This is a genomic window from Massilia sp. BSC265 (assembly GCF_000740675.1).
GTDB lineage: Bacteria > Pseudomonadota > Gammaproteobacteria > Burkholderiales > Burkholderiaceae_D > Telluria.
Window position 1 is genome coordinate 190,760 of the sequence record NZ_JPXI01000039.1, and the last position, 23,739, is coordinate 214,498.

Here is a 23,739-nt window from a genome sequence, read left to right on the forward strand (position 1 = left end):
CCGGGCGTGCCTGCCCACCCGGGTGTCGGCGGGATGCCACAAGACTTGCTATGATTGAATCTTTCGGAGGAGAAACCATGAGCCTGTCCATGTATACCGCTTCGGTTCCCGTGTTCCAGAAGATGCTGCGCGCCCTCGCCGGCGTGCTGGAGAAAGCCGAAGCGCACGTCCAGCAGCACAAGCTCGAGCCGGCGGCCCTGCTTCAGGCGCGCCTGTTCCCGGACATGTTCCCGCTGGTGGGCCAGGTCCTGATCGCGACGGATTTCGCCAAGGGCGCAAGTGCGCGCCTGGCCGGCAGGGAGGTGCCACGCTACGACGACACCGAACAGAGCTTCGCCGAACTGCAGCAGCGCATCACCAAGACCCTGGGCTACATCGAATCGCTGCCGCGCGAGGCGTTTGACGCTGCCGCGGAACGCGCCATCACCCACGGCGCCGGCGAGCGCGCGCGCCACTTCGAGCGCGGCGACGACTACCTCACCGGCTTCGTGCTGCCCAATTTCTTCTTCCACGTCACGACCGCGTACGCGATCTTGCGGCACAACGGGGTGCCGATCGGGAAGCGCGACTTCCTAGGTCTCTAATATACCTAGGGTAGCCGGCTCGGCTGACCACCCTAGGTATTCCGGCGCGGGTAGCCCTGCGCCAGGATCCGCTCCCACACCCGCTCTTTTTCCTCGGCGCTCATCGACACCCAGTGCGCCACCTCGACATAGGTACGGCCGCAGCCCCGGCAGATTTCATCGAAGGTGGTCGAACACACCGCGACACAGGGAGTGTCAGGGCGCTGGGGCGCGCCGTCCGGCTCAGGAAGCTGCGGCATTGCGCCGCCCGGCTCAGCGCGCTGGTCCGACATCGAGCTTGTCCCAGCCTTCGTGGCCGAGTCGTTCCATGGTGTCGATATTCTTCTCGAAGATCTCGGACGCCTCCGGGAAGGCCTCGACCGCGCGGTCGATGCTGTCCTCGCGCAGCAGGTGCAGGGTCGGGTACGGCGCGCGGTTGGTGTAGTTCGAGATGTCGTTCGCGTCGGTGTCGGCGAACTGGTAGTTCGGGTGGAAGCTCGCCACCTGCAGCTCGCCGTCGAGCCCCATGTCCTCGACCGCCGCATCGGCCACGTCGAGGAATTCGTTGTAGTCCTCGAAGTCGTTCAGCACGAAGGGATGGATCAGCAGGGTCGTGTCGACCTGCTCGGCCGGAGTATCCGACAGGTGCTGCAGCTCGTCCATGAGCTGCTCCAGCAAGGCTTCCGGCGTCGTTGCGCTCGACACGACGTAGCGCACCTGCTCCTTCACGTAGACGGACTTGGCGAAGGGACACAGGTTCAGGCCGATGACGGCCCGTTCCAGCCAGCGGCGGGTGGCGGCGATGATGGCATCGTCGTCGGCATTCGGGTTTGCGATACTCATGGATGACAATATAAAGCGGTAGGCGGAAGCCGGATTGTACGCACACTTTGCGCGCCCTCATAGATTGACACCTCCTCGGAGCTAGGCTAAGTACAGGACGGATGAGGAAGACACGGCTTTCCCACGGGCCCGCCCTTGCGCCTTCCCGCCTCGAACAGGCATGCATCTGACGGCAATTTCCGTTTTCATGATGTCAATTTACATAAATGAACGTCGGAAATAATTTTGTAACGATGAGCTCATATTCCTTGACGGGCTCAAGCATGTCTACGTACACTGCCCTCTTGACCAGTACGTCCGTTCTCGGACGCAACATTGGAAAGCGATGCACGACATGATCCGCAAGACCGTAGCGACTGCCGCGCTGGCACTGTTGGCCACCTCCCCGCTGGGTTCACCATTCGCTCACGCCATGGACAACGCGCCCTCCGCCGGCGCCGTCAACGCCACTGCCAATGCGCTGAACGCCCGCCCTGCCCTGCCCCTGGCGCCCGGCCTGCTGAAGGTCGACGAGTACAAGGAAACCGACGTCTGGGGCCGCATCCGCAGCGGCTACGCCATCCCCGACATCGACAACAGCCTGGTGGCACGCCACACCCAGGCCTACAGCGCCCGCCCGGACAGCCTCAAGCGCATCTCCGGCCGCGCCTCGCCCTACCTCTACCACATCGTGCAGGAACTGGAAAAGCGCGGCATGCCGACCGAGCTGGCCCTGCTGCCCGTCATCGAATCCGCCTTCAACCCGCAAGCCCTCTCCACCGCCGACGCGGCCGGCCTGTGGCAGTTCGTGCCGGGCACCGGCAAGGACTACAACCTGAAGCAGAACATGTTCAAGGACGAGCGCCGCGGCGTGCTTGCCTCGACCGATGCGGCCCTGACCTACCTGCAGCGCCTGTACACCATGTTCGGCGACTGGCAACTGGCCCTGGCAGCCTACAACTGGGGCGAAGGCAACATCCAGCGGATCATCAAGAAGAACCAGGCCCTCGGCAAGGGCACCGACTTCGAAAGCCTGGCCGAGCTGATGCCGCTTGAAACCCGCAACTACGTGCCGAAGCTGCAGGCGGTCAAGAATATCGTCGCCAACCCGTCGCAATACAATGTGGCGCTGCCGGTGATCGACAATCAGCCCTACTTCACCGCCATCGACAAGACCAGCGACATCGACGTCGCCGTCGCCGCCCAACTGGCAGAAATGTCGCTCGACGAGTTCCGTGCGCTGAACCCGCAATTCAAGAAACCGGTCATCACCGGCGGCGAAAAGACCAAGATCCTGCTGCCGAAGGAAAACGCCGAGAAGTTCCACCTGAACCTGGCCCAGTGGGGTCGCGAGCTGTCGACCTGGACCACCCACACGATCACCAGCGCACGTACCAGCATCGCCGCGCTGGCGTCGAAGTTCGGCACCACTCCGGAAGTCATCCGCCAGGCCAACAACATCCCGGCCAAGTCGACCGTCAAGGCCGGCTCGACCATCCTGGTGCCGAAGCTCTCTGCCTCGCAGGCCGGCGACATCGCCGAGAACATCATCGACAACGCGGTGGTGGCCTTCGAAGCGGAGCGCAGCCCGCGCGTGCAGGCCAAGGCCTCGCGCTACAAGGCCAAGGCAAGCACCTCCTCGACCAAGGAGCGCATCGCACGCAATACCTCGTCCAAGCGTAAGCAGCGCTAGTCAGGCATTGATTCACATCAAGGCCGGCACTTAAACCGGCCTTAACCCCCGCCTATCGCGGCCGCACGATCGTGCGGCCGCGTGCAGACTTTTTTAATCTGTTGTATGATGTCGTTTGTGCGCTGCAAAAGCAGGTCCAAACAGACAGGACGCAGCAGTTAATTGCAGCACTTATTCGCAGCATTTATTCGCAGCAAATAAGCACAGCAGTACAACAAGCAGCATCGCAAGCCTTGGCGACAACGATCGCCCTTCTTAAAAGCCCTCCCGCCCTGCGTGTCAGCATCTCAGACACCGTCCCGGCGCAAAGCTTTTGTGCCGAAATTTCTTTCATTTCTGAGTCATTTCGTAGTGTTGGTTCGCGTTGCTATTCTGCGCTCGTCGTTGAGACACGACACGCGCGATCATGATTGAATTCCGAAAGTAAAAGTACACATGAGTTTTGAAGCACTAGGTTTACACGCGTCGCTCGTCAAGGCAGTTGCCGCCGCCGGCTATACCAAGCCGACCCCGGTTCAGGAGCAGGCCATCCCTGCCGGTATCGCCGGCCGTGACCTCTTGGTGTCGTCGCAGACCGGTTCGGGCAAGACCGCAGCCTTCATGCTGCCGGCCCTGCACAAGCTGGCCAACGCCGCACCGACCGCCCCAGCCCGCACCCCTGCGCAGAACGCGCAGTCGGCGCGCGCCCGTGGCGAGCGCGTCCGCTTTACCCCGGCCCAGCCGAAGATGCTGGTCCTGACCCCGACCCGCGAACTGGCACTGCAGGTGACCACCGCGACCGAACAATACACGTCCGACATGCGCCGCATCCGCGCCGTGTCGATCCTGGGCGGCATGCCGTATCCGAAACAGATGCAGCTGCTGTCGAAGAACCCCGAAATCCTGGTGGCGACCCCGGGCCGCCTGATCGACCACATGGAGTCGGGCAAGATCGACTTCTCGCAACTCGAGATCCTCGTGCTGGACGAAGCCGACCGCATGCTGGACATGGGTTTCATCGACGACATCGAGAAGATCGTCGCCGCGACCCCTGCAACCCGCCAGACCATGCTGTTCTCGGCCACGCTGGACGGCGTGGTGGGCAACATGGCGCGCCGCATCACCAAGGATCCGCAGACGATCCAGATCATGAGCGCGGCCAACCGCCACGAGAACATCGTGCAGAAGGTGCACTTTGTCGACGACCTGTCGCACAAGAACCGCCTGCTCGACCACCTGCTGCGTGACGAGTCGATGGACCAGGCCGTGGTGTTCACCGCGACCAAGCGCGATGCCGACATGATCGCCGACCGCCTGAACATCGCCGGCTTCGCGGCCGCTGCCCTCCACGGCGACATGCACCAGGGCGCGCGCAACCGCACCCTGGACAGCATGCGCCGCGGCCAGGTGCGCGTGCTGGTGGCGACCGACGTTGCCGCCCGCGGCATCGACGTGCCGACCATCACCCACGTGGTGAACTACGACCTGCCGAAGTTCCCGGAGGACTACGTGCACCGCATCGGCCGTACCGGTCGTGCCGGCCGCAACGGTCTCGCGATCTCGCTGGTGAACCACGCCGAGAACATGAACGTGCGCCGCATCGAGCGTTTCACCAAGCAGACCATCCCGGTGGACGTGGTGGAAGGTTTCGAGCCGAAGCGCGCCGCCCCGACCCGTTCGGCCAGCCGTCCGGGCTGGAAGCCGGGCGACGGCCGCAACGCCGGCAAGCCGGGCCAGCGCAGCTTTGCCAAGCCGGGCTACGCCGACCGTGCGCCGCGTGAAGGCGGTTATGCCCGTCCGGCGGATAGCCGCCCTGCCGAAAGCCGCTACGCCGACCGTGGTCCGCGTGAAGCCTACGGCGCACCGCGTACCGGCGGCTACGGCGACCGACCGCAGCGTGAAGGCGGCTACCGCCGTGACGCGGCCCCGCGCGAAGGCGCGCCCGCAGGTGCACCGCGCGAAGGCGGCTACCGTGGCAACCGCCCGGAAGGCGCACGCCGTGAAGGCGGCTACGCCAAGTCGGCGCACCCGCGCTCGGCCGACGGCGCCCGCCGCACCTTCGGCGATTACTGATCGCTGAACGCCTCATGAGAAATGGCTGCCTTCGGGCAGCCATTTTTTTTGTCCCTGCTGGTCGGAACCATCCTCGTTCGCCGCCCCTGCCACCGCGGCGTATAATCGCGCTCCCACCTTCTGGAGAACCCGGCAGTGCGCAAGCGCATCGTGATCGTCAGCCCCGCAACCGCCCGCGAAAACAACGGCAACTGGCAGACCGCGAGCCGCTGGGCCAGGTTCCTGCGCGGCGAGCACGAGGTGCGTATCGCCGGCGGCTGGTCGGTCGGCGACCCTGCGCCGGACCTGCTGGTGGCCCTGCACGCGCGCCGTTCCGCAGCTGCACTGGCCGCTTTCGCCAACGCCCATCCCGCGCGGCCATCGGTGCTGGTCCTGACCGGCACCGACCTGTACCGCGATATCGCCGACGACGCGGACGCGCGCGCCTCCCTGGAGCGTGCCAGTTCCCTGGTGCTGCTGCAGCCCGCCGGCCTGGTGCGGCTACCGGAGTCGCTGCGCACGAAGGCGCGCGTCATCTACCAGTCCGCGCCAAGCCTGCGCTCTTACGTGCGCGGCCCTGCCCGTTTCGCCGACATCTGCATGATCGGCCACCTGCGCGAGGAAAAGGATCCGCTCACCTATATCCGTGCCGCCGGCATGGTCACCCATCCTGCCGCGCGCCTGCTCCACGTCGGCGGCGTGCTCGACCCCGTGCTGGGCCAGGCCGCGATGGAGGCGCAGGCTGCCAATCCGCGCTACCGCTGGCTCGGCCCCCTGCCCCATGCGGCCGCGCGCCAGCGCCTGAAACGCTGCCATGCGATGGCCATCACCTCGCGCATGGAAGGCGGCGCCAACGTCATCATCGAAGCCGTTACCTGCGGCGTGCCGGTGCTGGCATCCGATATCAGCGGCAACCGCGGCATGCTGGGTGATGACTATGCCGGCTACTTCGCGCCCGGCGACCCGGCCGCACTAGCCCTGCTTATCGACCGGATCATCGGCGACGCCGCCTTCGATGCCCTGCTGCGGCGCCAGTGCGCGCAGCGCGCCGTCCTGTTCGCCCCAAGCGCCGAGCAAGCGGCCGTGCGCGACTTGGTGGATAATCTGCTCCTTCACGCGCCCGGCGCGACCACACATACGAAAGACAACGATGAGCACGACGAATGACCAACCCATCAAACTGACTTCGTTCTCGCACGGCGGCGGCTGCGGCTGCAAGATCGCACCGGGCGTGCTGTCCGAAATCCTGGCCAAGTCCGCCGGCTTTCCGGTGCCGAAGGAGCTGATGGTCGGCATCGAGACGGCCGACGACGCCGCCGTCTACAAGCTCAACGACGAGCAGGCCCTGATCGCGACCACCGACTTCTTCATGCCGATCGTCGACGATCCCTTCGACTTCGGCCGCATCGCCGCGACCAATGCGATCTCGGACGTGTACGCGATGGGAGGCACCCCGATCATGGCACTGGCCCTGGTCGGCATGCCGGTCAACAAACTGCCTCTCGAGACCATCGGCCAGATCATCCGCGGCGGCGAATCGGTGTGCGCCGACGCCGGCATCCCGATCGCCGGCGGCCATACCATCGACTCGGTCGAACCGATCTACGGCCTGGTGGTGATGGGCCTGGTCCATCCGTCGAAGGTCAAGCGCAATGCCGACGCCCGTGCCGGTGACGTGCTGGTGCTCGGCAAGCCGCTCGGCGTGGGCGTGCTGTCCGCCGCGCTGAAGAAGGATGCGCTCGGCGCCGAGGGCTATGCGGCCATGATCGCCAACACCACCAAGCTGAACAAGCCCGGCCGGCTGCTGGCCGACATGCCGGGCGTGCACGCCCTGACCGACGTCACCGGCTTCGGCCTGCTCGGCCACCTGCTGGAACTGGCGCGCGGCGCGCGCCTGGCAGCCACACTGGAGATGGACAAGGTGCCGCTGCTGCCCCGCGTGCTGCAGCTGGCGCAGGACGGCTTCTTCACCGGTGCTTCCGGGCGCAACTGGGACGCCTACGGCAAGGACGTGGAGTTGGGCGCCGCCATCACCCCGGCCCAGCGCGCGCTGTTGACCGACCCGCAGACCTCGGGCGGGCTGCTGGTGTCGTGCGACCCGGCCAGCGTCGACGAGGTGCTGGCGCTGTTCGCCCGCGAAGGTTTCGGCGACGCCGCCGTGATCGGCCGCATGGGCGAGGGCGCTCCCCGCGTCAGCGTCGCCTGAGCGCGCAGCGTGGCCTCAGCGCCGCGCTGCCGCCAAGGCTTCGAAACGATCCGCCAGCTCCTCGGCCTGGCGCTGCGGATCGAACTCCGCGTAGCGCCGCGCGAAGGCCGCGGCCGCGTCACGGTAGTCCTGCCGTCCCAGCAGGCTGCCCACCATCGCCTCCCAGTCGCGTGGACGCGGCTGTTCCATCGCATTGATTCCCGCCCCCAACCCAGCGACGCGGCGCGCCATCAGGAAGCTTTCCGTCGTATGCGGCAGCATCAGGAGCGGACGCCCGGCCAGCAGGGATTGTGCGACCACGGCTTCACCGGCGTGGCTGACCACCAGTTCGCAGCCGGCCAGTGCCTCCGGCATGGAAACCGGTCCTGGCGCCCAGGCGAGAAGCGGACTCTCGAGCGGCGCCGGCGCACCGGCGGCCACCTCGGGCATGTAGCACAGCACCCGACAGCCCTGGCGCAGCAGCGCCGCCAACGCTTCGGCCGTCTCCGGCACCCCGCGGCGCAGGTAGGCAAACACCGGTCTGCCCTGTCCCGCCGGCCACGCGGGCAGACATCCGGCGGGCTGCGGCAGGTTCGGTCCCAGCCAGGGACCGCCTCCGCGGCGGCCGACATGGTCGAGTTCCGGCCAGGTGCACAGCAACGGATGGTCGCCCAGCAGCAGGTCGGCGCCGCGCGCCAGCCGCGCCGCGCCATGTGCTGCCAATACACGATTGGCGCTGTCCAGCAAGCGCGCCTCGCCTGCACGCAGCCGGGCCGGCTGCGGCGCCTCCCAGTTGCGCAGCGGCGGCAGGGGCTGGCCTGCGGGGGGCATCGTGAAGCCCGGTCCGACCGCCGCGCTGGGCAAGCCCAGGCTGCGCGCCGCCAGGATGGCGGTGGGTGCGTAGTCGGCAATCACGAGGTCGGGCCGCCGCTGCCGGAACAGCCCGCGCCAGCCCTCGCACAGGCCGGCCAGCGCATCCGCCTCGAGGTAGCCGCAGGCGAGCAGGATCTCGGCCAGGCTGGCCTCTTCCGGCGGCAGGCCGGCGGTGCGGTGCAGCCAGACGGGGGCCTGCAGGAGCGGGACGCCGGCAAGCCGCGGATCGGCCAGCAGGCGCCGCGTCAGCACCAGGTCGCGCAGGACGAAGCTGACCTGGTGACCGCGCGCGCGCAGCGGCAGGGCGATCGACTTGAGGCGGCCGGCGTGACCGAGGCCGCCGCCGAGTTCCCAGCACAGGTAGAAGTGAGCCATGCCCGGCAGTGTAGCCGAAGCAAGGCCGCAGCAGGCTGGCCGGGCTCAGGACTGCGCCGCCTGGAGCCCGTCGGGGTCATCGAGCGCCGGGCGGGCGCCCTGCTCTCCCGGCGGGAAATGGATTTCGACCTGCGCACGCAAGGACAGCACGACCGCGCTCCACGCCAGCAGCACGAGCAGCAGCGCGACCAGCGCAATCACGACCGGCAAGGGAAAAACGATAGCAACCGTTTGGCTCATGGCATCTCCCGATCGGATCAAGGCGCGCACGCTTGAGCTAGCCCAAGGCGCCCGCGCAAGGCCATACTGTGCCATTGCCTACAATATAGAAGTTGACCAAGCACAAGCGTTACCCATGCCGTTCACGTCTCAGACGGGCGGCTCCGTACGCATCGGCTCCGGCGGCTGGTTGACCAGCCCATGGCCGACACGCTCGTACTCGGCGATCACCTGGGCGCCGAGCAGCAGCAGCGTGGCCGCGATCTCGAGGCTGAACATGACCACGATGGCGGTGGTCATCGAGCCGTACACGACATTTACCTGCGACAGGGTCGAAAAATACCAGACCAATATCCGCCGCGCGATTTCCCACAGCAGCGCCGCGCTGATCCCGCCGACCAGCGCGTGCCACAGCGACAGGCGGCCGACCGGCATCACGAGATAGATCGAGGTCAGTACGAGGATTTCGCCGAACAGCCCGAGCAGGTAGAGCAGCACGCCTGATACACCGCCCAGCGACCACTGGTAGCCGAACAGCTGGACGCTCTCCTTGCCCATGACTTCGAGCGCGCCGGCCGCCAGGGTCACGATCATGACGCCGAAGCCGAGCGCCAGGATGTAGCAGTACGGGAGCACGGCCGACACCAGGAAATGCCGGCGACGTGAGGCCACCCGGTGGATGAAGATCACGCTCATCGCGTTTTCCAGCACCGTGAAGGCCAGGGAGCTGAAGAACAGCATGGTGGCGCCCAGCACCCAGGTGATCAAGTCGCGGTTCTCGAGGAAATGCGCGACCTCGGCCACGATCGGCCGCGACTGCCCCGGCACCAGCATGCCCAGGTAGCGCTCCAGGGTCTCGAGCAGCTCGATCTGGTCGATAAAGTGCGACAGCGCCACCACCGCCAGCATCAGGAAGGGCACGATCGACAGCAGCGCATAGTAGGCGACGGCGCCGGCGAGCAGCAGGCCCTGGTTGGCGCGGAAGCCGCGGATGACCTGCAGGCTGAAGCCGAGTGGATGGGCCAGGATCCAGGCATTGGCGCGCTGGTCCAGCAGGCGCTCGCGCCAGCTCCTGCGGCGGGTCATCGTGCGAGCCTGATCCCGGTGAACTGCCAGCGTGCCCCGGCCGGGAAGAAGTTGCGGTAGCTGGCACGCGCGTGACCGTCCGGCGTGGCGCAGGAGGAGCCGCGCAGCACGTACTGGTTGACCATGAACTTGCCGTTGTACTCGCCGATCGCCCCCGCCGCCGGCGTGTAACCGGGGTAAGGGCCGTAGCTGCTGCTGGTCCATTGCCAGCAAGCGCCGAACATCTGCAGCAGGCCGTCGCCTTCCGCCGCTTCCGGGTGCAGCGCCCCGCCGCTGAGCGAGGCCTGGCGCGCGGCGAACTCCCACTCGGCCTCGGTAGGCAGACGGGCGCCGCGCCACCGGGCGTAGGCATCGGCCTCGTACAGCGAGACGTGGGTGACCGGGCGCGCCGGGTCGAGCGGCTGCACGCCGTGCAATGTGAACTCGTCCCAGGCGCCGTCGGCGCCCGCGATCCAGTACAGCGGATGCGTCATCTCGCCGCTGCACACGCGGTCCCAGCCCTCGGCCAGCCACAGGGACGGGTCGCGGTAGCCGCCGGCCTCGACGAACTCCAGGTATTCGCGGTTGGTGACCAGGCGCGAGGCCAGCTCGAACGGCGCGACATAGGTGCGGTGGCGCGGCAGTTCGTTGTCGAAGCAGAAGCCGCTGCCGCCGTACCCGATTTCTGCCAGCCCGCCGTCGAGCTCGATCCACGCGGTCGGTTCAGGGGCCGTCCCGGCCTCCATTTCTTGCGGCGAATAGGCCGGAAGCAGCGGATTCTGGGCCAGCAGGTGCTTGAGGTCGGTGAGCATCAGTTCCTGGTGCTGCTGCTCATGCTGTAGTCCCAGCTCGACCAGGCTGGCAAGGTCCGGAGCGGCGCCGGCGGCCAGCAGCCTGGCGATGCGGCTGTCGACGTCATGGCGGTAGGCGCGGACCTCGTCCAGCGAGGGGCGCGTGAGCAGGCCGCGGCGCGGGCGCGGATGCTTGTCGCCGACGCCGTTGTAGTAGGAGTTGAACAGCATCCGGAAGGCCGGGTGGAAAGGCGCAAACCCGTTCTCGTGTGCCTCGAGGACGAAGGTCTCGAAGAACCAGGTGGTGTGCGCCAGGTGCCACTTGATGGGACTGGCGTCGGGCATCGACTGCGCGCAACAGTCCTCGCTCGAGAGCGGTGCGGCGATCTCGAGCGAGCGCCGGCGCACCCCTGTGAAGGCGTGCAGGAGGTCTTCGCGCTGCCCGATGCCCATCACCCGATCGCCTGTGCGTGGATCACCGCGAACCAGCGCTGCGGGTCGGTCCACACGCGGGTGGCTTCGAAGCCGGAGCGCTCCAGCAGGGCAATCGCCTCGGCCTGCTGGTACTTGTAGCTGTTCTCGGTGTGGATGGTGTCGCCGGCTTCGAAGGTGCGTCCGCCGCCTTTCCAGCGCACTTCCTGGCGCCGCACTGCCTCGAGATGCATCTCGACGCGGCCTCTGGCCGGATTGTAGAAGCCGTGGTGGCGCCAGGCGCGGATGTCGAAGTCGGCTTCGATCAGCTCGTTCACGTGGCGCAGCACATTGAGGTTGAAGGCGGAGGTCACGCCGAGCGCATCGTCGTAGGCCGCATCCAGGGTTGCCTTGTCCTTGGCCAGGTCGATGCCCAGCAGCACGCCGCCATCGCTGCCGCATTGCAGGCGCAGGCGGCGCAGGAAGGCCTGTGCTTCGCTTGGCGTAAAGTTGCCGATCGACGAGCCGGGATAGAAGAACAGGCGGCGCGCGGACCTCACCTGCGGCGGCAGTTCGAAGCGGCTGGAGAAATCCATGCCGATGCCGTGCATGTCGATGTGCGGGAAGCGCTGGCGAAGGCGTGTCAGGGCATCGCACAGGAATTCGGCGGAAATGTCGATGGCGACATACTGTGCCGGCGCCAGGAGCGGAAACAGCGATGCTGCCTTGGCGCAGTTACCGGCCCCGAGATCGACCAGGGTGGTGCCGCTGCCGACTACGCGCGCAATCTCAGCGCCGTGGCGCGAGAGAATCGCCGCCTCCGTGCGCGTCGGATAATACTCGGGCAATTCACAGATGGCCTCGAACAGCTTCGAGCCGAGCGCGTCGTAGAGGAACTTGGGGGAAATCCACGGCTCGTGCGCTTCCAGGCTGGCATGCAGCTCGTCCGCCACGTGGGCATTGGCGGCGCGCGGGCGGTCTTCTGTGCAGGAGATGTACATAAGCGTTATCATTCGTGCCGCCACACCGCCGGATGCGCCGTGGCATAGGGTTTGATTAGACGGCGTACCGCCCAGCGAGTTGCTGTTTTTGCCATAATAGCGGATTCCGGAGTTCGACGTTTTCTGCAGCCGTGCTGCGGTAAGGTCCCCGGGCTACCACTTTCCAACACTTAATAAGAATGCCATCCATGACTTCGTTCTCGCCTTCGTGTGTCCTGAAAACCATGTTCACAGCTACCGCCGTGGCAGGCCTGATGTTCGCCGCCGGGGGCGCGTATGCCCAGAACACCCCGGGCGTACTGCGCGTTTCGGCCATTCCCGACGAAGCGCCGACCGAGCTGCAGCGCAAGTTCGAACCGCTGGGCAAGTACCTGGCGAAGGCGACCGGCTTGAAGGTCGAGTTCACCCCCGTGACTGACTATGCCGCTTCCGTCGAAGGCCTGATCAACCGCAAGGTCGACATGGTCTGGTTCGGCGGTTTCACCTTCGTGCAGGCGAACGTGCGCAGCAAGGGCCAGGTCGTCCCGCTGGTGCAGCGCGCCGAGGACGAGAAGTTCCGCTCGGTCTTCATCACCACCAAGCCGGACATCAACAAGCTGGAAGACCTGAAAGGCAAGACCCTGTCCTTCGGGTCGGAATCGTCGACCTCGGGCCACCTGATGCCACGCTCCTTCCTGCTGGCTGCCAAGGTCAACCCGGATACCGACCTGAAGCGCGTCGCCTTCTCGGGCGCGCACGACGCCACCGTGGCCGCGGTCGCGGGCGGCAAGGTCGATGCCGGCGCCCTGAACATCTCGGTGTGGGACAAGCTGGTCGAAGCGCAGAAGGTCGACCCGAAGGCCGTGCGGGTGTTCTACACCACCCCGGGCTATTACGACTATAACTGGACCGTGCGCAGCGACATGAGCCCGGCCCTGCAGAAGAAGATCACCGACGCCTTCCTGGCGCTGGACGCCTCGACACCGGAAGGCAAGCAGATCCTGGACCTGCAGCGTGCCACCAGGTTCATCCCGACCAAGGCGTCCAACTACGGCGCGATCGAAGCGGCTGCGCGCAACGCCGGCCTGCTGAAGTAAGGCGGGAGTAACACCAACGCGATGACTTTCCGGCTCGAGAAACTCACGGTACGCCATCTGGCGGCAGCGGCACGTGCGCCGGCTGCCCTCCATGAACTCGACCTGGACGTCGCGCCCGGCGAGCAGCTCGCCCTGATCGGCCCTTCCGGCGCCGGCAAGACCACCCTGCTCGCCACCCTCGCCTGTGCACACCGGCCTGCGCAGGGGGGCTTTTCCGTCTTCGGACAGGACCCGTGGGCCCTGTCGCAGTCCGCGCGCCACCGCCTGCGCGCGCGCCTGTTCCTGGCGCCCCAGATGCCGCCGCTGCCGCCGCGCCAGCGCGTGGTCACCGCGGTGCTGGCCGCGCGCCTGCCCCACATGAGCCTGTGGCAGGCCTTTGCCTCGCTGGTGCGCCCGCGCGACCCGGACGCCGCCCATGCGGCCCTGACGCGCTTCGGCCTGGGCGACAAGCTGTATGCCCGCGTCGACCGCCTGTCGGGCGGCGAGCGCCAGCGCTGCGGCCTGGCGCGCCTGCTCCTGTCCAGCGCCGAAGCCTTCCTCGTCGACGAGCCGATCTCCGCGCTCGACCCGGCGCTGGCCCGCCACACCCTGGCCACGCTCCAGCAGGAGGCGCACGACCGCAAGGCCACGCTGGTGTGCAGCCTGCACCAAGTCGAGATGGCGCGCGCCCACTTCCCGCGCCTGGTCGGCCTGCGCCAGGGCCGCATCGTGTTCGATGCCCCGAGCGACGCGGTGAGCGACGCCATGATCGCCGCCCTGTACGAGAACGAGGCCGTCGAGGCGCACCCGCAGCCTCCGCACGAGTCGCCCGACCGGATCGCCGTCGGCGCCTGCTTCTGATGAAGCCTGCGCATCCGGACCCGGCCTGGCGCGGCCGCCTCACCGCCACGCTCGTCTGCCTGCTGCTCCTGTGGCCGATGCTGGTGGCCAGCGAGTTCACCCCCTGGCTGCTGTTCGACCCGCAAAGCCTGGCGGCGGCCTGGCACTTCCTGTCCGACTTCCTGCGCCCCGAACTGAACGGCGAGTTCCTGGCGCTGGTGCTGCGCGAGACCTGGCAGACCGTCGCCATCGCCACCGCCGGCCTGAGCCTGGCGCTGCTGGGCGCGATTCCGGCCACCATGGTGATCAGCGAGCGTTTGTCCATTTCGCGCCTCGGCACCGGACGCATGCACCCGCTGGCGCGCCTGGTGCGCCAGCTGCTGCGCTGGGTGCTGGTGCTGCTGCGCAGCGTGCCGGAACTGGTGTGGGCGCTGCTGTTCGTGCGCATCGTGGGCCTCGGCCCCACCGCCGGTGTGCTGGCCATCGCCCTGGCCTACTCCGGCATGCTGGCCAAGGTGTATGCCGAGATCCTGGAATCGTCCGACGCCCACGCGCTGGACTCGCTGCTGGCCAACGGCAGCGGGCGCCTGCCTGCCCTGCTGTACGGCGCGCTGCCGGAATCGAGCGCCGAACTGGTGTCCTATACGGTCTACCGCTGGGAGTGCGCGATCCGCGGCTCGGCGGTGATGGGCTTCGTCGGCGCCGGCGGCCTCGGCCAGCGCATGGAGGAATCGACCAAGATGATGGCCGGCGGCGAAGTCTCCACCATGCTGATCATGTTCGTGCTGCTGGTGGCGCTGGCCGACCTGGTTTCCAAGCTGCTGCGCCGGAGGCTGGGATGAAGCCGCAGCCGCCACCGCCGCCGCCACGCGCGCATGGCGCCCTGGCGCTGCTCCTTGCGCTGGTCGCCCTGGTGGTCGCCAGCTTCGCCTCGCTGCCCCTGCAGTGGTCCGCCTTCTTCACGCCCGACGCACTCGCGTCAGGCGCGGAATTCCTGGCCGGCTTCACGCCGCCCGAGACCGGCCGGGCTTTCCTCATGAAGACCGCCGGGGCACTGTGGGAGACGCTGGCCATGTCCCTGGTCGGCACCCTGCTTGCGGTGATCGGCGGCATGCTGCTCGCGCTGCCCGCGGCCGGACGGCTCGGCCGGCTGCTACGCAGCCTGACCCGGGTGCTGCTGAACATCCTGCGCTCGATCCCGGAACTGGTCTGGGCCGCCCTGTTGCTGGTCGCGGCCGGGCTCGGCCCATTCGCCGGCACCCTGGCGCTGGCCGCCCACACCAGCGGCGTGCTGGGCCGCCTGTTCGCCGACGCCCTCGAGAACGTCGAGCCGCTGCCGGAAGCGAGTCTGCGCACCAACGGCGCCACGGCCTTGGCCGCATTCCTGTACGCTACGCTGCCGCAGGCCCTGCCGCAGATGCTGTCCTATACACTGTACCGCTGGGAGAACAATATCCGCGCCGCCGCCGTGCTGGGCGTGGTCGGCGCCGGGGGGCTGGGCCAGATGCTGAAATACCACCTGTCGCTGTTCCAGATGCAAAGTGCGGCCACGGTCGTGATCGCGATGCTGCTGCTGGTGGCAAGCGTGGATGCCCTCAGCTTCGCGCTGCGCCGCACGCTGACCCGCTGACCCGACAATCGCCCAGGCACCCACTGAAAAACAGGATAAACGCGCCATGCTCGTCCTCGACAACCTGAGCAAGTCCTATGGCGGCCGCACGGTGCTGTCGCAGCTGTCGCACAGCTTCCGCGCAGGCGAGTTCGTGGCCATCATGGGCGAGTCGGGGGTCGGCAAGTCGACCCTGCTGAACATCATCGCCGGCCTGGACGCGCCCGACGCGGGCCAGGTGATCGTGGACGGCACGCCGATGTCGGCGCTCGACGACGCGGCGGCGACCCGCCTGCGCCGTACCCGCATGGGCTTCATTTTCCAGGCCTTCCACGTGCTGCCGCACCTGACACTGCGCCAGAACGTGGCGCTGCCGCTGCTGCTCAACCGTGCACCCGATGCCCGCGCCGACGAGATGCTGGCTGCGGTCGGGCTCGGCGGTCGCGGCGACGATTTCCCGCGCCAGCTGTCCGGGGGCGAGCTGCAGCGCGTGGCGATCGCCCGCGCGCTGGTGCACCGTCCCGCCCTGCTGCTGGCCGACGAACCGACCGGCAACCTCGACCCCGACACCGCCGGCGGCGTCCTTGCGCTGCTGCGCCGCGAAACCCGGGCCAGCGGCGCCGGCGCCATCATGGTCACCCATTCCCATGCCGCAGCCGCCATGGCCGATCAGGTCCTGTTGCTGACACGTTCCGGGTTGAAATTAGCGTAAATTCCGCGAAGAAATCCCTTTGTTACGGTCTGTTACGTACAATTCGAAAATCGTGTGCAGCGCAATCGTAGTAATATCACAACGACCCGCCACCGCATAAGTTGTGACAACAGGCAGGGCGTGTTCCAGAACAGTCGATCTGTCCCGAATGATCGTTTTCATATTCGGAGAAGCAACATGAGCGTACGACAGAAAAAACAGGAAATGCTCGCCGCAATGCACCGGGCCCGTGCCCTGGAGCCGTCGAGTTTCGTGCCCAACAAACTGCTCGACACCCTGATCGAGCGCATGCAGCTGAAGAACGACGCCGAGCTGTGCCGCGTGCTCGAGGTGCAGCCCCCGATCATCAGCAAGATCCGCCACCGCAAGCTCAACGTCGGCGCCACGATCCTGCTGCGCATGCACGAGAAATCGAACATCCCGATCCGCGAACTGAAGGAGCTGACCAGCGCCTCGGTTCATTGATCGCTTCCGGGACTCGCCGGCCCGCTAATCGGTCAGCGCGGGACGCCGCTACGGAGCAGCAGGCGGCCGCCCGGTCTTGAGCTGGGGCAGCGCCGCCAGCACCGACTTGAGGGTAGCCATGTCGACCTGGCCGAGCAGGGCCACGCCGATGCGCAGCAGCTCGCTCTTCTTGACGTCGATGCCGGCGCGCAGGCATGCCCCCTTGACCTCGGCAAGCACGGCGTATTCCTGCTCGGGCATGGTGAAGCTGTCGCGCACCAGCACCGGGCGCCCCATGTCGGTCTCGCGCACCGTGGCCGCGACTGCCGGCACCTTGCGCGCGGCACGTTTCGCTACGGGGGTAGCGAGCGACTTCGCCGCCGCCTTCGCGGCTGCCTTGACGGCCGGCTTGGTGGATTTCGCTGCTTTGGCCGGTGCCGCCTTCACGGCTGGCGCCTTGACGGTGGATGTTGCAGCCGGCTTTGCGGCTGCTTTTGCCGCGGGTTTTGCCGCGGGTTTTGCCGCTTTAGCGGGCGCGGCTTTCGGGCGCGCGCTTCCCTTGGCTGCCGCCGGGACGGCAGCTGACTTCCTGGGCATTACTGACTCCATCGTTCAACAAGCTAAACAATATAGTCGATTTGCCAGCGGAGTGCCAAGGTGCGCGTCAAACGGGCGCGGGGTGGGCGGGGTCAGCCGGCAAGCTGTTCGTCCGGCTCACCCTCATCGGCGAATTGCTGCGCAATGCTGGCGAATTCCGCCTCGAGCGCGAAGAAGGCGTCCAGCACGTCCGGGTCGAAATGGGTCGCGCGGCCCTGGCGCATGATCTCGAGCGACTGTTCGTGGGTGAACGGCGGCTTGTACACGCGGCGCGAGATCAGCGCATCGTACACGTCGGCCACCGCCATCAGGCGCGCCGATACCGGAATGGCATCGCCGCTCAGGTTTTCCGGGTAGCCGCTGCCGTCCCACTTCTCCTGGTGCGAATGGGCGATCTCGCGTGCGAACATCAGGAAGCTGTTGGTGCCGCCCAGGTGCTTCTCGGCGAGCATGATGGTGTCGCGTCCGTAGGCCGCATGCAGCTTCATCACCTCGAATTCCTCCGGGTCGAGCTTGCCGCGCTTTTGCAGGATGCGGTCGGGAATGGCCACCTTGCCGATGTCGTGCAGCGGCGCCGACCTGGTCATCAGCTCGATGTTCTCGTCGGTCAGGCTGGCGGCAAAGCGCGGGTGGCTGCGCAACTTCATCGCCAGCGCGCGCATGTAGCGCTGGATGCGGCGGACATGGTTGCCGCCGAACTTGTCTCCCTTGCCGCCCCCCTGGCCCTCGCGGGTCTCGGCCATCGCCCCCATCGCCAGGATCAGGGCTTCCTGCATCAGCAGCAGCTGCGCGGTGCGCTGCTGGACCATGCGTTCCAGGTTCTCGTTGTGCTCCTGCAGCTGCTTGCGCGCCGCGCGCAGGGTCAGGTGGGTCGACACGCGCGCGAACAGGATGGGCGGGCTGATCGGCTTGCCGAGGTAGTCCACCGCCCCCACCGACAGGCCCATCGCCTCGTCCTCGATCTGGTTCTTGGCTGTCAGGAAGATCACCGGGATGTCGGCGGTGGCCGGGTTGGCCTTGAGCTGGCGACAGGTCTCGTAGCCGTCCATGCCGGGCATCATCACGTCGAGCAGGACCAGGTCCAGGTCCGGCGTGGCGGCGGCGACTTGCAGCGCGGTGCTGCCGTTGGTGGCCACCTTGGTGTGGTACTTGTCCTTTAGCAGACGCGACAGCAGCATGATGTTGTCCGGCGTATCGTCGACGATCAGGATCGTCGGCCGGTACTGCCGATCTTGCTGGGTCGCCTGTTGCGGCTTGTCCTTCATGGCGTTCATATGTGTTCTGCAATGGAGGAAGAAGCGCCCTTGGCCTGGGCCAGCACCAGGCGCGCTTCTTCGAATTCGTAACGCGACAGGTGCGCCTCGAGGCGCGCCAGCGCACCTGCGCCGAGCAGGCGGCCCAGCGGAGCGCGCACGGTGTCGAAATAATCGGTGGCTTCGCCGGAGAACTCGGCCAGCAGGCGTTCCAGCTGGGCCGCGGCCTCGTGGGCGTGATGGGCGTCATGGGTATCCGGTTCGCCGTCCGCGACCGGCGCCGCGGCAGGCACTTCGGGCGCATTGGCGAAGTAGCAATCGAGCGAATCCATCAGGTCGGCCATGGCGCGCTCGAGCGCCGCCACGCTGCGGTCGAGCGCGGCCAGGTCGGCGTCGCGCGGCGCCGGCCCGCCGGCCTGCTCCTCGATCTCGCGCGCCAGCGACATCACCTCGCGTGCGCCGATATTGCCGGCCACGCCGCGCAGGGAATGCGCGCGGCTGGCCACGTCACGCAGGCGGCCGCCGTCGAAGTCGCTGCGGATGCTGCAACCGGCATCGCGCTGGGAGGCGCGGAAGCGGTCCAGCAACTCGACATACAGCGCGCTGTTGCCGCCGACGTTGCGCAGGCCGAAGCCCGAGTCGATGCCGGCCAGGCCCGGCAGGGGCGCCAGCTCGGTTCCATGGTCCTGCGCCGGCGAGGCGGGGCGCAACATCGCCTTGCCCATCCAGCGCGCCAGGGTGGCGTACAGCTTTTCCGGGTCGACCGGCTTGGTGATGTAATCCTGCATGCCTTCGCTCAGGCAGCGTTCGCGGATCTCGGCCAGCGCGTGCGCGGTCATCGCGATCACCGGCAGGTCATCGAAACGCGGGTCCTTGCGCAGTTCCACCGTGGCGGCATGACCGTCCAGCTGCGGCATCTCGAGGTCCATCAGCACAAGTCGGTAGGCACCCGGTCCGGCGTCGAACAGCTTTTCCAGGGCCTGGCGGCCGGTCGAGGCCACGTCCACATCCACGCCCTGGGCTTCGAGCAGCTCGCGCGCGATCTGCTGGTTGACCAGGTTGTCCTCGACCACCAGCACGCGCGCACCATGGGCCTGGGCGCGCGCGACGAAAGCACCTGCGACGCCGGCCTGGGCGGCCGTGAACAGGCCGGCCAGGGTGCCAAGCAGCGCCGACTGCACGAAAGGCTTGAACAGGAAGCCGTTGACGCCCGCTTCTTCGGCGCTGGCCTGCACGTCCTCGCGCCCGAAGGCGGTCACCAGCACGGTGAGTGGCGGCGCGCACAGGTCCTTGTTCGAGGTGATGCGGCGCACCAGCTCGATGCCGTCCATGCGCGGCATGGTGCAATCGGTCAGCACCAGGCGATAAGGCATGCCGGCGGCATCGGCTGCGATGATGGCGCCTTCGGCGTGGCGCGCGTCCGACGCGCATTCGACGCGCAGCGGCAGCGCCGCCAGGGCCTCGCGCAGGATGGCGCGCGCCAGCGCGCTGTCGTCGACCACCAGCACCCGCGCGCCGGTCAGCTCGGGCGGCCCCGCCAGCGTCGGTTCGGGCTCGCCCGAGAGGGGGAAGTCGAGGTCGAAGTGGAAGGTCGAGCCGGCCCCCGGCGCGCTGTCGACGGCGATCAGCCCGCCCATCAGGCCCACCAGCTGCTGCGAGATCGACAGCCCGAGGCCGGTGCCGCCGTACTCGCGCGTGGTCGAGCCGTTGGCCTGGCTGAAGGCGCGGAACAGCTTGGCCTGCTGCTCCTCGCCGATGCCGATGCCGGTATCGCGCACGGCGAAGCGCAGCTTCACGTGGCCGGGGTCTGCCCCCAAGGGTGAGCAACTGAGCGGGATGCAGGACAGCTGGATCTCCCCTGCCGGCGTGAACTTTGCCGCATTGTTGACCAGGTTGATGAGGACCTGGCCGAGGCGCAGCGGGTCGCCGACCAGCTTGCGCGGTACCGCGTGCGGCACGTGGAACAGGTATTCGAGGCGCTTGTCGGCGGCGCGCTGGCTGGTCACGCTGGCCACGTTGCCCAGCACCTCGTCAAGGCAGAACGGCACCTGCTCGACGTCGAGCTTGCCGGCCTCGATCTTGGAAAAGTCGAGGATGTCGTTGATGATCCCGAGCAGCGACAGCGCGGCGCGGTGGATCTTGCCGACGTAGTCCTGCTGCTTGGGATTGAGGTCGGTGCGCAGCGCCAGGTAGGCCATGCCGATGATCGCGCTCATCGGGGTACGGATCTCGTGGCTCATATTGGCCAGGAATTCGGACTTGGCCACGTTGGCCGCTTCCGCGCGCAGGTTCGACTGCGTCAGTTCCTCGGTGCGGGCGGCGATCTTCTGCTCCAGGTCCTCGTTCAGTTCGCGCAGCTGCTGCTCGATGCGGCTCTTCTCGCGCAGCAGGCCGTTGGTGACCTGCTCGGCCTGGCGCAGCCGGTTCAGGGTATCGCGGAAACTGCGCACCGCTGACGACAGGCGCCCCACCTGGTCGCGCCGGCCGATGCCGGACAGGCGGATGTCGGTTTCGCCGCGCGCCAGCTTCTCGAGCGCGTCCTGGATGTCGGCAAACGGCTGCGACATGCGCCGCCCGACCACGAACACGCAGGCGACGATGGCCAGCGTGAGCAGGACGTTGGCGGCGGCCGTGTGCACGATCTGGTTGCGCAGGTCCTGGTCGATCTGCTGGCGCGAGAATGCCAGCTCGATCGACCCGACCGAATACGCGCGGGTGCCGTCGTTGTAGCTGATACGGCGCCGTACCCGCACCGCCGACTCGTCGTCTTCCCGGTCGCTGCCGTTGCCCAGGGCCGCCAGCAGCGTGCCGTCGGGCGCCAGCACGCGCAGGGTCTGGACTTCGGGCGTGGCGCCGAGCGCGTCCACGACCGAGGACACGGCAGCGCTGTTGATGTCGAACAACGGGCGCGCCAGCGCGTGCGAGAGCACGGTAGCCTGCCGATCGACCCGTTCCTGCAGGCGGGCATCGGCATCGAGACGCAGCGTTTGCAGGGTATATGTGGTGTACACGCCGGTCGACAGCGCGACCGCGAGCACGATGCCGGCGCCAAGCCGGAACACGATGTTCTGGCGCCAGTTCTCGACCAGGCGGCGCGGCACCACGCGCACCCGGCTGTGACGGCGCTTAATGACCATCTCCTTGGCTGCCTCCCTGTCTGCCCGCGCGGCTGCCCAGCTGGCGACCGCCGAGCTCCTGCTGCTCGCGCTTGCGGTAGGCAGGACTGTTGCGCACCTGCTCGATCGCATCCCACAGGCGCGCGGCCAGTTCCGGCCGGCTGGCGACCAGGGCGTGCGACAGCACCATGAAGTACGATTTTTCCATCAGCGGCAGCGGCAGCATCTCGAGCCCTTTGCCATGGGGACCGCGCATCAGGCGCGCGGCGTCGCCGCCGCCCATCGCGGCACCCGCCAGGCGGCCCGCTACCAGCTTCTGCGCCAGCTCGTCCGAGCGCTGGCTGCCGTCATCCGTCGGCACGCCCTGGGCGCGCAGGAATTCGCCCACCGAATAACCGAGCTGGAAACCGATGCGGCCGTCCAGGTTGCGGATCGATTTGCCGTCCCAGTCGAGCCGGCTGCCGCGCGGGCGTACCAGCATGTAGGTGTCGACGTGCATGCGCTTGGAGGCGTCGGCTTGCGGGTCCGCGGCGCCCGGGCTTACTCCCGGATAGGCGCCGAGCGTCATGCGTTCGCGGTTAAAGCTCACCGCGAAGGCCCCGTCCACCTGGTTCGCCTTGAGCTGCTCGAGGCAGCGCTTCCAGGGCATGCTCTGGTAATTGAAGGTGATACCGGTGCGTTTCGCGACCTCGGACAGCAGTTCGAAGTTCAGGCCGCCGCCGTCGAGCGTGCGCCAGGGGCGCACGACCTGGCGCTCGAAACACAGGGTGATGTGTTCACCCGGCGCGGCCTGCACCCGGGCGTGTGCAAGCAGGCAACAGACGGCCAGGACGGGGAACAAGTAACGGCGCATGGAGAACTGGTGACAGGCATGGTTGAACGAACAACAGAAGTATGCCACCAGAAGTTTCCAAACAACAGCAAAAATGGCGATCCGGCACGGAAAACGACACCGCGAGTCGCTCACGGCCTGTTACAGCCTGTCGTGGGACGCCTGGTTTGCGGCCGCCATCCTGGCCGCGTGGCGCGCAGGCGGCCGTGCCGCCAGCGTGGCCAAGCCGGCGCGCCGGTGCAGGTCCCACAGCGCGCCCACGCGCAGGCCGGCATGGACCGGCACCACTTCGGCGACGCCGCACTCCTCCACCAGCGCCATGAGCAGTGCCAGCCCGCCGGCCAAGTGCGGTGCACGCGCCGCCGCCGGCCAGGCCAGTCGCACCCGCGCCACATGGCCGGCGCGCAGGAAGCATTCGCGCAGCGCGTGCAGGACGTCCGGCTTCAAGGGCCCGAGGCCGTCTTCCTGCGCGATCTCGCTCAGGGCACGTACGGTGCCGCAGGCGCCGTAGGCCGCATTCCAGCGGCGCCCGGCCAGCGCGGTCTCGGCGAAACGGCTGCGACCGGAACGCACGGCGGCCTCGAAACTGGCCGCGTCGATGCGGCCGTCGGCAAAGAAGCTCAGGCTCTGGCGCACCGCGCCGATTCTGAAGGACTCGATACGTTCGATGTCCGCTCCGCGGCCCAGCACCAGTTCGGTCGAGGCGCCGCCGATGTCGACCACCAGGCGCGGCCCGCCATCCTGCCCTGCGGTCCCGGCGAGCGTGCTGGCCACGCCGAGGTAGACCAGGCGGCCGGCCTCGTCGCCGGCGATCAGCTCGATCGGGCGGCGCAGCGCCCGCTCGGCGGCGGGCAGGAAGACCGGGCCATTGCGCGCCATCCGCAACGCCGCCGTGGCGACCACCCGCACCGCTTGGGGGCGCCAGGCGTCGAGCTCCTCGGCGAATTCGCGCAGGCAGCCTAGCGCACGCCGCATCGCCGCGTCGCACAGGCTGCCGTCCTCGTCGAACGAAGCGGCCAGCGCCACCCGTTCGGACAGGCTGGCTTCCAGCACCAGCTCACCATGGTCGATGCGCCCGACGTGCAGGCGGAAGCTGTCGGAGCCGAGCTCGACAGCAGCGTAGCGGGGAGAATCGGCAACAGGATGGATCATGGGCGGTCCAGCAACGGCGATGCCGCAGGATACGTCCCCGATGTGACGGGATTGTGACGCGGCCAGGAGGCGCTTGTCACGAATCGGAGCGCCATCCCGC

23 protein-coding genes are annotated in these 23,739 nt (G+C 67.6%); 11 read left to right on the forward strand and 12 right to left on the reverse strand.

Annotated elements, in window-relative coordinates:
- Positions 1 to 77: 77 nt before the first annotated feature.
- The gene (locus tag MA09_RS19740; RefSeq protein WP_036252268.1) at positions 78 to 584 is read left to right on the forward strand and encodes a DUF1993 family protein; all 507 of its coding nucleotides are present in this window, start codon (positions 78 to 80) and stop codon (positions 582 to 584) included.
- A 32-nt stretch (positions 585 to 616) separates the two neighbouring features.
- Here MA09_RS19740 and MA09_RS19745 read toward each other — a convergent pair whose 3' ends face one another.
- The gene (locus MA09_RS19745; RefSeq protein WP_036252489.1) at positions 617 to 823 is read right to left on the reverse strand and encodes a DUF1289 domain-containing protein; all 207 of its coding nucleotides are present in this window, start codon (positions 821 to 823) and stop codon (positions 617 to 619) included.
- Between the two features lie 13 nt (positions 824 to 836).
- Positions 837 to 1,406, reverse strand: a complete 570-nt coding sequence (locus MA09_RS19750; RefSeq protein WP_036252272.1) for a DUF1415 domain-containing protein — start codon at positions 1,404 to 1,406, stop codon at positions 837 to 839.
- Between the two features lie 325 nt (positions 1,407 to 1,731).
- Here MA09_RS19750 and MA09_RS19755 point away from each other — a divergent pair, with 325 nt between their 5' ends.
- The 4 genes from MA09_RS19755 to selD all read left to right on the forward strand — a co-directional run bounded on the left by MA09_RS19755 (position 1,732) and on the right by selD (position 7,315).
- A complete protein-coding gene (locus tag MA09_RS19755) occupies positions 1,732 to 3,078 on the forward strand; it encodes a transglycosylase SLT domain-containing protein (RefSeq protein WP_036252275.1) in 1,347 nt (448 codons plus the stop codon).
- A 435-nt stretch (positions 3,079 to 3,513) separates the two neighbouring features.
- Positions 3,514 to 5,130 (forward strand): DEAD/DEAH box helicase, encoded by a 1,617-nt coding sequence (locus MA09_RS19760; RefSeq protein ID WP_036252277.1) that lies wholly within the window; start codon positions 3,514 to 3,516, stop codon positions 5,128 to 5,130.
- 135 nt (positions 5,131 to 5,265) lie between these two features.
- The gene (gene senB, locus MA09_RS19765; RefSeq protein ID WP_036252279.1) at positions 5,266 to 6,276 is read left to right on the forward strand and encodes a selenoneine biosynthesis selenosugar synthase SenB; all 1,011 of its coding nucleotides are present in this window, start codon (positions 5,266 to 5,268) and stop codon (positions 6,274 to 6,276) included.
- Entirely contained in the window at positions 6,260 to 7,315 is a 1,056-nt protein-coding gene (gene selD / locus MA09_RS19770) for a selenide, water dikinase SelD (RefSeq protein WP_036252280.1), read from the forward strand. The genes senB and selD overlap by 17 nt, the downstream gene beginning before the upstream one ends.
- A gap of 15 nt (positions 7,316 to 7,330) precedes the next feature.
- On the opposite strand, the gene MA09_RS19775 is transcribed toward selD, so the two are convergent.
- The 5 genes from MA09_RS19775 to egtD all read right to left on the reverse strand — a co-directional run bounded on the left by MA09_RS19775 (position 7,331) and on the right by egtD (position 12,029).
- Positions 7,331 to 8,542 carry a nucleotide disphospho-sugar-binding domain-containing protein gene (locus MA09_RS19775; RefSeq protein WP_051933626.1) on the reverse strand — a complete coding sequence of 404 codons (1,212 nt, stop codon included), beginning with the start codon at positions 8,540 to 8,542 and terminating at the stop codon, positions 7,331 to 7,333.
- A 45-nt stretch (positions 8,543 to 8,587) separates the two neighbouring features.
- Entirely contained in the window at positions 8,588 to 8,782 is a 195-nt protein-coding gene (locus MA09_RS24700) for a hypothetical protein (RefSeq protein WP_152594720.1), read from the reverse strand.
- A 129-nt stretch (positions 8,783 to 8,911) separates the two neighbouring features.
- Entirely contained in the window at positions 8,912 to 9,847 is a 936-nt protein-coding gene (locus MA09_RS19780; RefSeq protein ID WP_036252283.1) for a YihY/virulence factor BrkB family protein, read from the reverse strand.
- Positions 9,844 to 11,070: an ergothioneine biosynthesis protein EgtB gene (gene egtB / locus MA09_RS19785; RefSeq protein WP_036252285.1), complete on the reverse strand. Its 1,227-nt coding sequence runs from the start codon at positions 11,068 to 11,070 to the stop codon at positions 9,844 to 9,846. The genes MA09_RS19780 and egtB overlap by 4 nt, the downstream gene beginning before the upstream one ends.
- Entirely contained in the window at positions 11,070 to 12,029 is a 960-nt protein-coding gene (gene egtD / locus MA09_RS19790) for an L-histidine N(alpha)-methyltransferase (protein ID WP_051933627.1), read from the reverse strand. The genes egtB and egtD overlap by 1 nt, the downstream gene beginning before the upstream one ends.
- A 188-nt stretch (positions 12,030 to 12,217) precedes the next feature.
- Between egtD and MA09_RS19795 the strand changes: the two genes are divergently transcribed.
- From MA09_RS19795 to MA09_RS19820, 6 genes are all read left to right on the forward strand, one after another.
- Positions 12,218 to 13,105, forward strand: coding sequence for a putative selenate ABC transporter substrate-binding protein (locus MA09_RS19795; protein ID WP_036252289.1), 888 nt, complete (start codon positions 12,218 to 12,220; stop codon positions 13,103 to 13,105).
- Between the two features lie 21 nt (positions 13,106 to 13,126).
- Positions 13,127 to 13,945: a phosphonate ABC transporter ATP-binding protein gene (locus MA09_RS19800; RefSeq protein WP_036252291.1), complete on the forward strand. Its 819-nt coding sequence runs from the start codon at positions 13,127 to 13,129 to the stop codon at positions 13,943 to 13,945.
- Entirely contained in the window at positions 13,945 to 14,766 is an 822-nt protein-coding gene (locus MA09_RS19805; RefSeq protein WP_036252293.1) for an ABC transporter permease, read from the forward strand. Before MA09_RS19800 ends, MA09_RS19805 begins: the two co-directional genes overlap by 1 nt.
- The gene (gene phnE, locus MA09_RS19810; protein WP_036252296.1) at positions 14,763 to 15,554 is read left to right on the forward strand and encodes a phosphonate ABC transporter, permease protein PhnE; all 792 of its coding nucleotides are present in this window, start codon (positions 14,763 to 14,765) and stop codon (positions 15,552 to 15,554) included. Before MA09_RS19805 ends, phnE begins: the two co-directional genes overlap by 4 nt.
- 46 nt (positions 15,555 to 15,600) lie before the next feature.
- Positions 15,601 to 16,245: an ABC transporter ATP-binding protein gene (locus tag MA09_RS19815; protein ID WP_036252298.1), complete on the forward strand. Its 645-nt coding sequence runs from the start codon at positions 15,601 to 15,603 to the stop codon at positions 16,243 to 16,245.
- 177 nt (positions 16,246 to 16,422) lie between these two features.
- Positions 16,423 to 16,710, forward strand: coding sequence for a hypothetical protein (locus tag MA09_RS19820; RefSeq protein WP_027864977.1), 288 nt, complete (start codon positions 16,423 to 16,425; stop codon positions 16,708 to 16,710).
- Positions 16,711 to 16,758: 48 nt separating this feature from the next.
- Here MA09_RS19820 and MA09_RS24705 read toward each other — a convergent pair whose 3' ends face one another.
- The 5 genes from MA09_RS24705 to MA09_RS19845 all read right to left on the reverse strand — a co-directional run bounded on the left by MA09_RS24705 (position 16,759) and on the right by MA09_RS19845 (position 23,639).
- Entirely contained in the window at positions 16,759 to 17,136 is a 378-nt protein-coding gene (locus MA09_RS24705) for a hypothetical protein (protein ID WP_051933628.1), read from the reverse strand.
- Positions 17,137 to 17,378: 242 nt separating this feature from the next.
- On the reverse strand, positions 17,379 to 18,560 hold the full coding sequence (locus MA09_RS19830) for a two-component system response regulator (RefSeq protein ID WP_036252303.1): 1,182 nt from the start codon (positions 18,558 to 18,560) through the stop codon (positions 17,379 to 17,381).
- Positions 18,557 to 21,676 (reverse strand): response regulator, encoded by a 3,120-nt coding sequence (locus MA09_RS19835; protein WP_161783239.1) that lies wholly within the window; start codon positions 21,674 to 21,676, stop codon positions 18,557 to 18,559. The genes MA09_RS19830 and MA09_RS19835 overlap by 4 nt, the downstream gene beginning before the upstream one ends.
- Positions 21,666 to 22,508, reverse strand: coding sequence for an ABC transporter substrate-binding protein (locus MA09_RS19840; protein ID WP_051933630.1), 843 nt, complete (start codon positions 22,506 to 22,508; stop codon positions 21,666 to 21,668). Before MA09_RS19840 ends, MA09_RS19835 begins: the two co-directional genes overlap by 11 nt.
- Before the next feature lie 120 nt (positions 22,509 to 22,628).
- Positions 22,629 to 23,639, reverse strand: a complete 1,011-nt coding sequence (locus MA09_RS19845) for a hypothetical protein (RefSeq protein ID WP_081897708.1) — start codon at positions 23,637 to 23,639, stop codon at positions 22,629 to 22,631.
- Positions 23,640 to 23,739: the final 100 nt, after the last annotated feature.

Coding starts and splice junctions, on each gene's coding strand:
- MA09_RS19740 (WP_036252268.1), top strand. CDS start 78: ATGAGCCTGTCCATGTATACCGCTTCGGTTCCCGTGTTCCAGAAGATG.
- MA09_RS19745 (WP_036252489.1), bottom strand. CDS start 823: ATGCCGCAGCTTCCTGAGCCGGACGGCGCGCCCCAGCGCCCTGACACT.
- MA09_RS19750 (WP_036252272.1), bottom strand. CDS start 1,406: ATGAGTATCGCAAACCCGAATGCCGACGACGATGCCATCATCGCCGCC.
- MA09_RS19755 (WP_036252275.1), top strand. CDS start 1,732: ATGCACGACATGATCCGCAAGACCGTAGCGACTGCCGCGCTGGCACTG.
- MA09_RS19760 (WP_036252277.1), top strand. CDS start 3,514: ATGAGTTTTGAAGCACTAGGTTTACACGCGTCGCTCGTCAAGGCAGTT.
- selD (WP_036252280.1), top strand. CDS start 6,260: ATGAGCACGACGAATGACCAACCCATCAAACTGACTTCGTTCTCGCAC.
- MA09_RS19775 (WP_051933626.1), bottom strand. CDS start 8,542: ATGGCTCACTTCTACCTGTGCTGGGAACTCGGCGGCGGCCTCGGTCAC.
- MA09_RS24700 (WP_152594720.1), bottom strand. CDS start 8,782: ATGAGCCAAACGGTTGCTATCGTTTTTCCCTTGCCGGTCGTGATTGCG.
- MA09_RS19780 (WP_036252283.1), bottom strand. CDS start 9,847: ATGACCCGCCGCAGGAGCTGGCGCGAGCGCCTGCTGGACCAGCGCGCC.
- egtB (WP_036252285.1), bottom strand. CDS start 11,070: ATGGGCATCGGGCAGCGCGAAGACCTCCTGCACGCCTTCACAGGGGTG.
- egtD (WP_051933627.1), bottom strand. CDS start 12,029: ATGTACATCTCCTGCACAGAAGACCGCCCGCGCGCCGCCAATGCCCAC.
- MA09_RS19795 (WP_036252289.1), top strand. CDS start 12,218: ATGACTTCGTTCTCGCCTTCGTGTGTCCTGAAAACCATGTTCACAGCT.
- MA09_RS19800 (WP_036252291.1), top strand. CDS start 13,127: ATGACTTTCCGGCTCGAGAAACTCACGGTACGCCATCTGGCGGCAGCG.
- MA09_RS19805 (WP_036252293.1), top strand. CDS start 13,945: ATGAAGCCTGCGCATCCGGACCCGGCCTGGCGCGGCCGCCTCACCGCC.
- phnE (WP_036252296.1), top strand. CDS start 14,763: ATGAAGCCGCAGCCGCCACCGCCGCCGCCACGCGCGCATGGCGCCCTG.
- MA09_RS19815 (WP_036252298.1), top strand. CDS start 15,601: ATGCTCGTCCTCGACAACCTGAGCAAGTCCTATGGCGGCCGCACGGTG.
- MA09_RS19820 (WP_027864977.1), top strand. CDS start 16,423: ATGAGCGTACGACAGAAAAAACAGGAAATGCTCGCCGCAATGCACCGG.
- MA09_RS19830 (WP_036252303.1), bottom strand. CDS start 18,560: ATGAACGCCATGAAGGACAAGCCGCAACAGGCGACCCAGCAAGATCGG.
- MA09_RS19835 (WP_161783239.1), bottom strand. CDS start 21,676: ATGGTCATTAAGCGCCGTCACAGCCGGGTGCGCGTGGTGCCGCGCCGC.
- MA09_RS19840 (WP_051933630.1), bottom strand. CDS start 22,508: ATGCGCCGTTACTTGTTCCCCGTCCTGGCCGTCTGTTGCCTGCTTGCA.
- MA09_RS19845 (WP_081897708.1), bottom strand. CDS start 23,639: ATGATCCATCCTGTTGCCGATTCTCCCCGCTACGCTGCTGTCGAGCTC.